This window comes from Klebsiella sp. 7-CIP_Kleb. (genome assembly GCF_050378655.1).
Classification (GTDB): Bacteria; Pseudomonadota; Gammaproteobacteria; order Enterobacterales; family Enterobacteriaceae; genus Klebsiella; species Klebsiella quasipneumoniae.
Genome location: NZ_JBNRLJ010000001.1, coordinates 1,147,453 through 1,160,501, shown reverse-complemented (window position 1 = coordinate 1,160,501; position 13,049 = coordinate 1,147,453). Strand labels below are relative to the sequence as shown.

11 protein-coding genes are annotated in these 13,049 nt (G+C 58.6%); 9 read left to right on the top strand and 2 right to left on the bottom strand.

From position 1 onward, the window contains the following. From xylB to ACQUTI_RS05670, 9 genes are all read left to right on the top strand, one after another. Complete coding sequence (xylB, locus tag ACQUTI_RS05710; protein WP_064187894.1) at positions 1-1,464, top strand: xylulokinase; 1,464 nt, start codon at positions 1-3, stop codon at positions 1,462-1,464. Positions 1,465-1,533: 69 nt separating this feature from the next. Next, positions 1,534-2,811 carry a D-arabinitol transporter gene (dalT, locus tag ACQUTI_RS05705; RefSeq protein ID WP_080838084.1) on the top strand — a complete coding sequence of 426 codons (1,278 nt, stop codon included), beginning with the start codon at positions 1,534-1,536 and terminating at the stop codon, positions 2,809-2,811. A gap of 49 nt (positions 2,812-2,860) precedes the next feature. Continuing rightward, positions 2,861-3,523 (top strand): HAD family hydrolase, encoded by a 663-nt coding sequence (locus ACQUTI_RS05700; protein WP_043520368.1) that lies wholly within the window; start codon positions 2,861-2,863, stop codon positions 3,521-3,523. A 297-nt stretch (positions 3,524-3,820) separates the two neighbouring features. Then, on the top strand, positions 3,821-4,975 hold the full coding sequence (locus tag ACQUTI_RS05695; protein WP_080838081.1) for a mandelate racemase family protein: 1,155 nt from the start codon (positions 3,821-3,823) through the stop codon (positions 4,973-4,975). 119 nt (positions 4,976-5,094) lie between these two features. Further along, positions 5,095-6,717 (top strand): ABC transporter substrate-binding protein, encoded by a 1,623-nt coding sequence (locus ACQUTI_RS05690; RefSeq protein WP_004180553.1) that lies wholly within the window; start codon positions 5,095-5,097, stop codon positions 6,715-6,717. Then, entirely contained in the window at positions 6,714-7,751 is a 1,038-nt protein-coding gene (locus ACQUTI_RS05685) for an ABC transporter permease (RefSeq protein WP_032456380.1), read from the top strand. Before ACQUTI_RS05690 ends, ACQUTI_RS05685 begins: the two co-directional genes overlap by 4 nt. Further along, complete coding sequence (locus tag ACQUTI_RS05680; protein ID WP_004200464.1) at positions 7,748-8,653, top strand: ABC transporter permease; 906 nt, start codon at positions 7,748-7,750, stop codon at positions 8,651-8,653. The genes ACQUTI_RS05685 and ACQUTI_RS05680 overlap by 4 nt, the downstream gene beginning before the upstream one ends. After that, positions 8,625-9,488: an ABC transporter ATP-binding protein gene (locus tag ACQUTI_RS05675; protein ID WP_004175147.1), complete on the top strand. Its 864-nt coding sequence runs from the start codon at positions 8,625-8,627 to the stop codon at positions 9,486-9,488. The genes ACQUTI_RS05680 and ACQUTI_RS05675 overlap by 29 nt, the downstream gene beginning before the upstream one ends. Positions 9,489-9,498: 10 nt before the next feature. Next, the gene (locus tag ACQUTI_RS05670) at positions 9,499-10,272 is read left to right on the top strand and encodes an ABC transporter ATP-binding protein (RefSeq protein ID WP_428923218.1); all 774 of its coding nucleotides are present in this window, start codon (positions 9,499-9,501) and stop codon (positions 10,270-10,272) included. A 240-nt stretch (positions 10,273-10,512) separates the two neighbouring features. Here ACQUTI_RS05670 and yegS read toward each other — a convergent pair whose 3' ends face one another. Continuing rightward, a complete protein-coding gene (gene yegS / locus ACQUTI_RS05665; protein ID WP_017899357.1) occupies positions 10,513-11,409 on the bottom strand; it encodes a lipid kinase YegS in 897 nt (298 codons plus the stop codon). A gap of 242 nt (positions 11,410-11,651) precedes the next feature. Further along, the gene (gene yegQ / locus ACQUTI_RS05660) at positions 11,652-13,013 is read right to left on the bottom strand and encodes a tRNA 5-hydroxyuridine modification protein YegQ (protein ID WP_017899358.1); all 1,362 of its coding nucleotides are present in this window, start codon (positions 13,011-13,013) and stop codon (positions 11,652-11,654) included. Positions 13,014-13,049: the final 36 nt, after the last annotated feature.

Below are 13,049 nucleotides of genomic sequence, written 5' to 3'. Positions count from 1 at the left end.
ATGTATCTGGGTATCGATCTTGGCACATCGGAAGTCAAAGCGCTGATCATTGATGAGAACAATCAGGTTATCGCCAGCCATAGCGCGCCGCTGAGCATTCAGCGGCCTCATCCGCACTGGTCAGAACAATCGCCGGAGTTATGGTGGGAGGCGACGGAGTACCTGATGGCCACCCTACGGGAAAAATGCGCTCAGCACTGGTCGGCCGTCAAGGCGATTGGCCTCTCCGGACAGATGCACGGCGCGGTGCTGCTGGATGAAAAGGGGGAGACGATCCGTCCGGCCATTCTGTGGAACGACACCCGCTGCGCCGCAGAGTGCGCAGAGCTGGAGGAGATGGCGCCGGAGCTGCATCAGGTGGCGGGCAACCTGGCGATGCCGGGCTTTACCGCGCCGAAGCTGCTGTGGGTGCGTCGTCACGAGCCGCAAAACTTTCAGCGCACCGCCACGGTGCTGCTGCCGAAAGATTATCTGCGCTACCGGATGACCGGGAAGAAAGTCTCCGATATGTCGGACGCCGCCGGAACGCTGTGGCTGGACGTGGCGAAGCGCGACTGGTCCGACTCGCTGCTGGATAAATGCGGCCTGTCGCGCAGCCAGATGCCGATGCTGGTGGAAGGCTGTGAGGTTTCCGCCACCCTTGACCCGCAGGTGGCTGCGCGCTGGGGGCTGAACGCCTCGGTGGTGGTGGCCGGGGGCGGCGGCGATAACGCGGTCAGCGCCATTGGCGTCGGCGCGGTCTCGCCGGGGGACGCGTTTATTTCGCTCGGTACCTCCGGGGTGCTGTTTGTGGTGACCGACGCCTATCGTCCGGCGCCGCAGTCGGCGGTCCATGCGTTTTGTCACGTTCTGCCGAACCTGTGGCATCAGATGAGCGTGATGCTTAGCGCCGCCAGCTGTTTGCAGTGGTTCTGCCGCCTCACCGGCACCACGGAGGTGGCGCTGCTGGCGGAGATTGCCGAGCTAAGCGAGGAGGATAAAGCCAACGCGCCGTTCTTCCTGCCTTATCTCTCCGGGGAAAGAACCCCGCATAACGATCCTGACGCCCGCGGCATCTTCTGGGGCATGACCCACTCCAGCCTGCGTGCCCAGCTCGGCTACGCGGTACTGGAAGGGGTGAGCTTTGGCATCAATGACGGTCTGCAGGCATTGAAAGAGAGCGGGACGCCGATCGCGCAGTGCTCGCTGGTGGGCGGGGGCGCCCGCAGTCCGTTCTGGGCCCAGCTGCTGGCCGATATTCTCGCTATGCCGGTGGTGACCCACAAAGGCGGAGAGACCGGCGGCGCGCTGGGAGCGGCGCGGCTGGCCTGCCTGGCGACGGGCAAACCCATTGACGCGGTGTGTGAAAAACCGGAAGTCTGGCAGACCTGGCGTGCGGATCCTGTTCGCCACCACACCCTGATGCAACGCTACGCGCAGTTTAAGGCCCTGTATTTAAACGATCTGCACTATCGGCAGCACTGATTTTACCACCACAGCCGCTTCGTTGAACGTCGCGGAGCGGCCACCCTGTACCCTGAAAACGAGGTCATTATGTCTATCAATAATAAACAGTGGCTCGGTTTACCCCTGAACCTGCTCTGGGGATACATCGCCATTGCCGTATTTATGACCGGCGACGGTTTCGAATTAGCTTTTCTCTCGCACTATATCAAAGCGCTCGGCTTCTCTCCGGCGGAGGCCTCCTTTGCCTTTACCCTCTACGGCCTGGCCGCCGCGCTGTCGGCGTGGATTTCCGGCGTGGTGGCGGAAATTATCACCCCGCTGAAAACGATGATGATTGGCTTCGTACTGTGGTGCGTGTTCCACGTGCTGTTCCTCGTTTTCGGCCTCGGTCACGCCAACTATGCGCTGATCCTGCTTTTCTACGGCATCCGCGGCTTCGCCTATCCGCTGTTCCTCTACTCGTTTATCGTGGCGATTGTCCATAACGTCAAAAGCGACAACGCCAGCTCGGCCATCGGTTGGTTCTGGGCGGTCTATTCCATCGGCATCGGGGTCTTCGGCAGCTATATTCCGAGTTTCACCATTCCGCATATTGGCGAAATGGGCACCCTGTGGCTGGCGCTGGCCTTCTGCCTTACCGGGGGGGGGATTGCTCTGGCTTCCCTGCGCCATATTCAAACGCCGCAGCATATGCAGAATCTCACCACCCGTGAGAAGTTTGCCGAGCTGGGACGCGCCGCGACGCTGCTCTATACCAACCGCAATATTCTGCTGTCGAGCATGGTCAGGATCATCAATACCCTCTCGCTGTTCGGGTTTGCGGTGATTATGCCGATGATGTTCGTTGATGAGCTGGGCTTCAGCACTTCAGAATGGCTTCAGGTGTGGGCGGTCTTCTTCTTCACCACCATTTTCTCTAACGTGCTGTGGGGCATTTTGGGTGAAAAACTGGGCTGGATGAAGGTGGTGCGCTGGTTCGGCTGCATTGGGATGGCGCTCTCCAGCCTGGCGTTTTACTACATCCCTCAGCACTTTGGCCATAGCTTTGCGATGGCGCTGATCCCCGCCATCGCCCTCGGGATCTTTGTCGCCGCCTTCGTGCCGCTGGCCGCCGTGTTCCCGGCGCTGGAGCCGAAGCACAAAGGCGCGGCGATTTCGGTCTATAACCTGTCGGCGGGGATGTCGAACTTTCTCGCGCCGGCGATTGCCGTGGTGCTGCTGCCGTTCTTCAGCACCATCGGGGTGGTGATCGCCTACACCGCATTGTACGTGGTGGCCTTTTTCCTCTGCGCCTTTATCCGCGTGGAGCAGACGGGATTTTCCCACAAGGAAGCGACTGCCCGTGAGCAGGTTGAATTCTCTTAAGGTGATGCGGCGGGCATGGGCTCCATGCCAGCCTTAATGAGGTGAACGAATGAGTATGCAGGCGGTTATTTTTGACATGGATGGCGTGATTATTGATTCCGAGGCGCTGTGGCGCCAGGCGCAGATTGACGCCCTTGCGCAGTGGGGAACAACGGCGAGCGTGGCTGAGTGTGAAACCCTGACCAAGGGCAAGCGTCTCGACGAAATCGCCGACACCTGGTGCCGCTATTTTCAGCTTAACCTTGCCCCATCGCTGCTGGAAGAGGCCATATTGCAGCGCATCACCGGCCTGATTGCCGCCGATGGCGAGCCGATGCGTGGGGTGCAGGAGGCGTTAGGCTATTTTCGCGCTGCCGGCTATAAAATTGCGCTCGCCACGTCATCATCCCGCCAGGTTATCGCCGCCGTGCTGAACAAGCTCTCGCTCTGGCACTTTTTTGACGCGATCTCCAGCGCAGATGATGAACCACGCGGCAAACCGCACCCGGCGGTGTACCTCACGACGCTGCGGAAGCTCAATCTCAACGCCAGCCAGTGTCTGGTGATTGAGGATAGCTTTACCGGCTTTTGCGCGGCCCAGTCGGCGGGGATTGCCACGATAGTGATTGCAGAAGATAGCCAGCACGCGCGTTTTCAGGCCGCCGCTGGCCGCTATCAAACCTTACCTGAACTGCTGGAAGCGCTTAGCGCGGAGCCAGCGGCGGCGGTTTAAGTCAGCCATTTGTGGGCGCAGACATTCCCGGGATGTAGCTGGTCGGTTAATCTCTTCTCTGCGCTCACGCCCTTTTTTCTCCTGGTCGATCTGCCTCACATTTCGCTCATCTTTTGTGAAAACAGTCACGTCTTGTTGTGCCAATGCCCAAATTTATGGCCTTGCTTAGCGGTGTTTGTCCGAGGCACTACTACGAAGTTGTGCTTAGATTATATATTGAAACGTATTTTCAATAATGTGAAACCGCTTTGCCGATTTGATTATGTCGATCGGATTTGGCCGTGATAAGGACCGAGCATGAAAATTGAATCTGTGAATGTCACCGTTTTCCAATATCCCACTCGTCGGGTTTCCGACAGCGCCGGGCACTCCCATCCGGGGGGTGAAAGCATGGCCAAAATGGCGATGCTGACCATCACCGCTGATGATGGGGCGCAGGGCTTTTCGTTTGCGCCTCCGGAAGTCGTGCGCCCGTTCGTGGTGAATACTTTTTTTCGCAAAGTGCTGGTGGGACAGGACCCGTTTAACCGTGAGCGTATCTGGCAGGATCTTAACCACTGGCAGCGCGGCAGCGCACATCAGCTAACGGAGCGCGCGCTGTCGTTTGTTGAACAGGCGCTGTGGGACCTGATCGGCCGCAGCCTTAAGATGCCGGTTTATAAGCTGCTCGGCGGCTATCGCGACACTGTCCCGGCTTACGGTAGCACCATGTGCGGCGACGATCTGCCGGGCGGCCTGTCGACCCCGGAAGAGTATGCCGCTTTTGCTGAGAAGCTGGTCGCCCGCGGCTACAAGGCCATCAAGCTGCACACCTGGATGCCGCCAATCTCTTTTGCGCCCAATCCCAAAATGGACATTAAAGCCTGCGCGGCGGTGCGCGAAGCCGTAGGGCCGGATATTGACCTGATGATTGATGGCTATCACTGGTACAGCCGCGCCGAGGCGCTGTGGATCGGCAAAGAGCTGGAAAAACTCAATTTCGCCTGGTTTGAAGAGCCGATGGAGGAGGATTCGATGTCCTCCTATGCGTGGCTGGCGGAAAACCTGTCGATTCCCATCGTCGGGCCGGAGAGCTTCGGCGGCAAGCACCACATGCGCGCCGAATGGGTGAAAGCCGGGGCCTGCGACATTCTGCGCGCCGGCGCTAACGGCGTGGGGGGGATTACACCGACCATGAAGGTGGCGGCGCTGGCGGAATCTTTCGGCATGGATTGCGAAGTCCACGGCAACGGAGCGGCAAGCCTGGCGGTGGTGGGCGCGATCCGCAACTGCCGCTGGTACGAGCGCGGCCTGCTGCATCCGTTCCTCGACTACGATGAACCGGCGGCCTATCTCAACAGCATTGTCGACCCGATGGATGACCAGGGATTTGTGCATTTGTCACAACGTCCGGGTCTCGGTGAAGACATTAATTTTGCGTATATCGAAGCCAATACCATTAGCCACGACTGATTTAAAAAAATAAATACCCGATGGCGCTGCGCTTATCGAGCCTGCGGCCCGGTAGACCGGATAAGCCGAAAATGCCGCCATCCGGCAACATGTACCCTACAGTACAGGCAAACAGAGATATGAAAAAAACCTCCTTACTGGGAGCGTGTATTCTCGCGCTCGCCATGTCGATGGGGAGCGGGGAGGCGGTGGCGAAAACGCCGCCCGACCAGCTGATCATCGGCATGAATATGAATAACCTGCTCACCCTTGACCCGGCGGCGATGACCGGTAACGAAGTGGTGGGGATCGTGGTCAACCTCTACGACTCGCTGGTGGAGCTTGACCCTGAGCAGCTCACCACCGTCAGGCCCGCGCTGGCGAAATCCTGGGATATCAGCCCCGACGGCAAAACCCTGACCTTTCATCTGCGCGATGACGTTAAGTTTCACTCCGGCAACCCGCTGACCGCCGCCGACGTCGTGTGGTCAATGCGGCGCATCCTGCACCTCAACCTGGCCCAGGCCTCAGTATGGAAATCCTATGGCTTCAGTAAGAAAAATATCGACAGCCAGGTCAGCGCGCCGGACCGCTTCACGGTGCAAATCGTATTACCCAAAGATAACGATCCGCAGCTGGTGATTTACTCGCTGGCGGCGCTGGGCAACCTCGGAGTGCTGGACAGTAAAACGGTGCAAAGCCACCAGCAGGATAACGACTGGGGTAACCGCTGGCTAACCACCCATGAAGCCGGTTCCGGGCCGTTTATCCTCGAAACCTGGCAGGCGAAAGATGTGCTGCGCATGAAGCGCAACCCGGACTACTGGCGCGGCGAGGCGAAAATGAGCCGCGTGGTACTGCGTCATTTCCAGGAGTCGCAAACTCTGCGCCTGATGATCGAAAAAGGCGACCTTGATATTGCCAACAATATGGCGGTTTCCGATATCAACGCCCTGCGCAGCGATCCGCAGCTGACCGTCGATGCGGTGCAGCGCGGCACCATGTACTACGTGGCGATGAGCATGAAAGAGGCGCACTTCGCCAATCCGAAAGTGCGCGAGGCGGTGCGCTATCTGATTGATTACCAGGGTATCAATAAAGCGCTGATGCCGGGCTACGGCGTGCTGCACCAGCGGCCTATCAAAGCGGGAATGCCGTCCACGCTACCCGATCCCGGCTACAGGCTGGATGTGGCGCGGGCGAAAAAGCTGCTGGCGGAAGCGGGATATCCCAACGGCTTTGATACCACGCTGCGGGTACTCTCCGATCAGCCATTTCTTAACATCGCTATCGCCGTGCAGTCGACGCTGATGCAGGCGGGGATTAACGCCAAAATCATCACCGGCACTGGTAACCAGATCTACGGCGCAATGCGCGAGCGTAAATTTGACCTGCTGGTAGGTCGCGGCGGCAGCGGGATGGAGCCGCATCCGCACTCCAGCCTGCGCGCGCTGGTCTATAACCCGGATAACAGCGATAAGGCGCGCCTGACCAACTTCCAGGGCTGGCGTACCGGTTTTTACGACCCGCAACTGAATACGATGATTGACCAGGCCCTGCTGGAACGCGATCCGCAAAAACAGGTGGCTGACTACCAGGCCATCCAGACACGCTACGACCAGCTGGTTCCGGCTTTAATTCCGCTTTCGCAGATGGTTGATTCGGTCGTCGTGCGCAACGAGGTACGGGAGTATCAGCCGCACCCCTCCGCCACCACTTTTCTGCGTGACGTCTATAAAGTCCGCGAAGGAGAGAAAGGATGAGTACCGCAATCCTTGCGCCCGGCTCACGCGGCCGGCGCTTATCAAAACGGCTACTGCAGGTGGTGATTACACTGTTCGGCCTGCTGCTGCTGACCTTTACCATTGGCCGCGTCATGCCCATCGACCCGGTGCTGGCGATTGTCGGCCCGGATGCTGACCAGAGTACCTATCAGCAGGTTTACCAGCAGCTGGGGTTTGATAAATCGCTGACCACCCAGTTTGGCATCTATTTCGTCAACCTGTTGCACGGCGATCTGGGCAACGCGCTGCTGACCGGGAAACCGGTGGTGGACGATATTATCCGCGTCTTCCCGGCCACCATGGAGCTGGCAACGATGGCGATTATTGTCGGCGCGGGTCTTGGTATTCCGCTGGGCGTGTTGGCGGCGGCGCGGCGCAATAGCGTCTCCGATTATGTGGTACGCATTATCAGCCTGGCGGGCTACTCGATGCCGATCTTTTGGGTCGGGATGATGGGGCTGCTGGTGTTCTATGCCTGGCTTGGCTGGGTAGGCGGCGCCGGGAGGGTAGAGCTCGGGCTGGATGGTGTGGTGCCGCGCTGCACCGGGCTGATGACCGTTGATGCGCTGCTGGCCGGCAACGGCCAGGTGTTCTGGAACGCCATTAATCATCTGATTCTTCCCGCCTCGCTGCTGGGTTTTCACTCGCTGGCTTATATCAGCCGTATGACCCGCAGCTTTATGCTGGCCCAGCTGTCGCAGGAGTTCATTATTACCGCCCGGGTGAAAGGGCTGACCGAGCGCCAGGTTATCTGGAACCATGCGTTTCGTAACATCCTCGTGCAACTGCTGACGGTGGTGGCGCTGGCCTACGGCGCGCTGCTGGAAGGCGCGGTGCTGATTGAAACCGTCTTCTCATGGCCGGGGTTTGGCTCCTACCTTACCGGAAGCTTGCTGCTGGGCGATATGAATGCGGTGATGGGCTGCGTGCTGCTGGTGGGGGTGATCTTCGTGATGCTCAACCTGCTCTCCGACATGCTGTATCAATTCTTTGACCCGAGGACAAAATCATGACCGTTTCTCTGGATTCGCCGCTTTCAGGTGGTGCGGGCGAAGGCCGTCAGCGGCTGCAACGCGCGGCGGCGCGGGCCGTCGGGTTTATCGGCAAAATGGCGCGCAATCCGCTCACGGCCATCGGCGGAGGAATTATCTTTATGCTGCTGGTGGTGGCGATTTTCGCGCCGCTGATTGCGCCTTATAACCCGCTGGTACAGGACCTGAATAGTGCGCTGGTCGCGCCGAATGCGCAGCACTGGTTCGGCACCGATGAGTTTGGCCGAGATATCTTTAGTCGCCTGGTGTACGGCTCCCGCATCACGCTCTATATCGTGCTGCTGGTCTCAGTGACCGTCGGTCCGCTCGGACTGCTGCTGGGCGTCAGTGCCGGCTATTTCGGCGGTAAAGTCGATATGGTGCTGATGCGCGTCACCGATATTTTCATCTCCTTCCCGAGTCTGGTCCTGGCGCTGGCGTTTGTCGCCGCTTTAGGACCGGGGCTGGAGCACGTGGTTATCGCCATCACGCTGACCGCCTGGCCGCCGATTGCCCGTCTGGCGCGCGCCGAAACGCTCTCTCTGCGCCAGGCTGATTTTATCTCCGCCGTGCGTCTGCAGGGCGCTTCATCGGCCCGCGTCCTCTGGCGCCATATCGTGCCGCTGTGTCTGCCCTCGGTCATTATCCGTATCACCATGAATATGGCCGGGATCATTCTGACCGCGGCCGGCCTAGGCTTTCTCGGCCTCGGCGCGCAGCCGCCAGAGCCGGAGTGGGGAGCGATGATCTCCAGCGGGCGCACTTATATGATGGAGTGCTGGTGGGTCGTAACCATTCCGGGGCTGGCGATTTTGATCAATAGCTTAGCGTTCAACTTCTTAGGAGATGGCCTACGTGACATCCTCGATCCCCGTAGTGAATAATGCACCGCTGCTCGACGTGCGCGATTTGTGCGTCGACTTTGTTAACGGTAGCGCGGTGACCCACGCCGTGCGCGGCGTCTCCTTCCAGCTGGGGCATGAGAAGCTGGCTATTGTCGGCGAGTCCGGTTCGGGTAAGTCCACCGTTGGGCGCGCGCTGCTGCAGCTGCATCCGAAAAAGGCCCGCGTCAGCGCCAGCCGGATGCAGTTTGCCGACCTCGATCTGCAGCATCTTAGCGAAGCGCAGATGCGCGGCGTACGCGGCAAACGTATCTCTATGATTATGCAGGACCCGAAATATTCGCTTAATCCGGTGGTCTGCGTGGGTAAGCAAATCGCCGAGGCCTGGCTTACTCATCATCCCGGGCGCAAAGATGAGGCGAAAGCCAGGGCGCTGGAGATGCTGGAGGTGGTGCGTATTCGCCAGCCGGAGCGCGTTTATCAGCTTTATCCGCATGAAATATCCGGCGGACAGGGGCAGCGCATCATGATCGCCATGATGCTGATTACCGACCCGGAGCTGATCATTGCCGATGAGCCCACCTCCGCGCTGGACGTGTCGGTGCGCCTGCAGGTGCTGGGCCTGCTGGATGACCTGGTCCAGTCGCGCGGGCTGGGGCTGATTTTTATCAGCCACGATATCAACCTGGTGCGCAGCTTCTGCGACCGGGTGCTGGTGATGTACGCCGGACGGGTAGTGGAGTCCATCGCCGCTAAAGATCTCGATCACGCCCGTCACCCCTACACTCAGGGATTGATTAACTCGCTGCCGGATATGCAGCATCGTCGCCCGATACTGCCGGTGCTGCAGCGTCAGGCCAGCTGGTTAACGGATTAAGGAGCGGATAATGATTGAAGTTCAACATCTCAACCTCGCGTTTGGCGAGGGGGAGAAGCGTAACCAGGTGCTGTATGACGTCAGTTTCCACGTTAAGCCCGGCGAGATCTACGGTCTGGTAGGAGAGTCCGGTTCCGGTAAAACGACGGTGCTCAAGTGCCTGGCGGGGCTGTTTACCCACTGGCAGGGGGAACTGACCATCGATGCTCAGCCCTTAGGGCATGAAATTAGCCGCGAGCGCTGCCGTCAGGTGCAGATGGTATTTCAGGACCCCTACGGATCGCTGCATCCCCGTCACACCATTGGCGATATCCTCGAAGAGCCGCTGCAGATCCATCGTATCAACGACCGCGACCGGCGGATCAATGTGCTGCTGGATAAAGTTGGCCTCAACCGCGCCTTTCGCGAGCGCTATCCGCATCAGCTCTCCGGCGGGCAGCGGCAGCGCGTGGCGATAGCCAGAGCGCTGATTCTTGAGCCTCAGGTGCTGCTGCTGGATGAGCCGACGTCGGCGCTGGATGTGTCGGTGCAGGCTGAGATCCTTAACCTGCTGGCAGAATTGCAGCGGGAGGCTAAGCTCACTTACCTGATGGTCACCCACGATCTTGGGGTTATTGCCCACTTATGCCAGAAAGTGGTGGTGATGCAGTACGGGAAGATCCTCGAAACCCTGACGGTCGATGCGCTGGTCAGCGGCCAGGCGCAGACGGCCTATACGCAGATGCTGGTTAACGCCAGTCGGCAATATACGCGCGAAATGGCGCGTGAGGTGGCGGAATACTAAGCTTTATGGCGCATTGTCTCACGGAAGATGCGCCCATTTTAATAGGTAACTATTTGATGTTATAGGTTTTTTGTGGTTGTAGGTATCGTCTATTAATGTAAGCGCGTTGTTTGGATCGATATCCTGCCTAGGTTTTTCCTGCAGCCGCAGGTGCCGTTTTACCTTAACATTCAGAGGCTCAATCAACGAACCCGGCTGCTGTATACCAGCCGGGCACCGTCTTTGCTTTGCGAAGCCTGATCAGCGTAGCAGCGGGCAGTCGGGCGGCAGCCGGCAGCGCAGGGCCGCCGGTAACAGCTCCATACGGAAGGTTTTTCCGCTGAGCGGCTCGCCGTCGAGGTTAAACGTCATCTCATGGGGGGCGGTGATCTCAAACCAGGAGGAGACGCCGTCGACAATATTCGGCGAGTTTTCCGGATTCGCCAGGGTGCTGAAGAGGGCAGGGATCAGCTCTTCGCCGGTGAAAATGCGCAGATGCAGCAGACCATCGTTAATCAACGCCTCCGGACATAGCTGCTGGCCGCCGCCCGCCTGGCGGCCGTTGCCGATGCCGATGACCAGCGCATCGCCCTGCCAGTGAAAGTTCTCCCCGCGGATCTCGCAGCGGTCCGGCTTCAGGGTATCCATGCGCATCAGGCCATGGATTAAATAAGAGACACCGCCGAGCGCGGCTTTGAGCTTTTCCGGTGTTTCGGTGGTGATCCGGGTGCCGAACCCGCCGGTCGCCATATTAATAAAGCCGGTCTTATCATTAACCCGGGCGATATCTATCGGCACATCGCGACCGACGATCGCCAGCTTGAGGGCGCTGGCCAGATCCTGTGGAATACCGACGCTGGTGGCGAAGTCGTTGGCCGTGCCCAGCGGTAAAATCCCCAGCGCCATGTTGCTGCCGCGCTCCACCAGCGCGGTCGCCACTTCATTAATCGTGCCGTCGCCGCCGCCGGCGATCACCGTTTCAACGTTCAGCTGCAGGGCTTCATCGATAAACCGCGCGGCATCGCCCTTTTCCCAGGTCACGCGGACGTGAATATCAATCCCTTCATCGCGTAACAGGTTAACCGCTTCGCGTAGCTGCGGTTCATTGGCACCTTTGCCGTTAAGGATCAGTAAGCTGGCAGGAAACGTAGACATCATCAAGGGAACCTTTATTGCTCAATGTTGCATAAAGTGTACCGCATGACGCAAGCGAAGGCCGGAAGAGAGGCAAAAAAATAAGCCCGCGTAAGGGAGATTACGCAGGCTAAGGAGGTGGTTCCTGGTACAACTAGCATTTATGGGTTATGTTTTTCAGCGAAATGGATGATACCTGTTTCGATCGAAACGGTATGTGATCCGATTCTAATATCCTTACATCGTGAAAAAATAACGCAAATTAACTAGTTACCGTGCGGGTTTCTGGTTGTCTGACCAGTAAAGTTGCGCATCAGCAGCGCATACTGCAGGGGCAGGTCGTCCGGCACAGGCAACCATACGGTATAGCCGTCGCCCGGGGCCACCGGCATGGCTTCGCCTTTGCCATTTACCATATGCTCGAGGGTGAAGTTGACGTTACCCTGCGGAGTCATCAGTTCAAGGCTGTCGCCAACGCTGAACTTATTTTTGACCGCCACTGCCGCCAGCGGGCCGTTACGCTCCCCGGTGAATTCACCGACAAACTGCTGGCGTTCGGAGAGGGAGTAGCCATATTCATAGTTCTGGTAATCGTCATGGGTATGGCGGCGCAGGAAGCCTTCGGTGTACCCGCGATGGGCCAGCCCCTCAAGGGTTTCCAGCAGGCTGGTATCGAACGGTTTGCCGGCGGCGGCATCATCGATCGCCTTGCGGTAAACCTGGGCGGTGCGCGCGCAGTAGTAGAAGGATTTGGTGCGGCCTTCGATCTTCAGCGAGTGAACGCCCATCTGGGTCAGACGCTCAACGTGGGCGATAGCCCGCAGATCTTTCGAGTTCATGATGTAGGTGCCGTGCTCATCTTCGAAGGCGGTCATGTACTCGCCCGGACGTTTGGCTTCCTCGATCATAAAGACTTTATCGGTCGGCGCGCCAATGCCGAGGGTTGGCTCCACGGTCTGCACCGGAATCGGCTCATATTTGTGAACGATATTGCCGACGTCGTCCTCTTTACCTTCCGCCACGTTGTATTCCCAGCGGCAGGCGTTGGTGCAGGTTCCCTGATTCGGGTCGCGCTTGTTGATATACCCGGAGAGCAGGCAGCGGCCGGAGTAGGCCATGCACAGCGCGCCGTGGACGAAAATCTCAATTTCCATCTCCGGCACCTGGCGGCGGATCTCTTCGATTTCATCCAGCGACAGTTCACGCGACAGGATCACGCGGGTGAGGCCCATCTGCTGCCAGAATTTTACCGTCGCCCAGTTGACGGCGTTGGCCTGCACCGAAAGATGGATCGGCATATCCGGAAAGTTTTCCCGCACCAGCATGATTAAACCCGGATCGGACATGATCAGCGCGTCCGGACCCATCTCCACCACCGGCTTCAGATCGCGAATAAACGTTTTCAGCTTGGCGTTATGCGGGGCGATGTTGACCACCACATAGAATTTTTTACCCAACGCGTGGGCTTCATTGATGCCGAGCTGCAGATTTTCGTGATTGAATTCGTTGTTACGCACGCGCAGTGAGTAGCGCGGCTGGCCGGCATAAACGGCATCGGCGCCATAGGCGAAAGCGTAACGCATATTCTTCAGCGTCCCCGCCGGGGAAAGGAGTTCTGGTTTAAACATGGTGTTCTCGTTCTGATGACAGGTCAGATTCGCCGC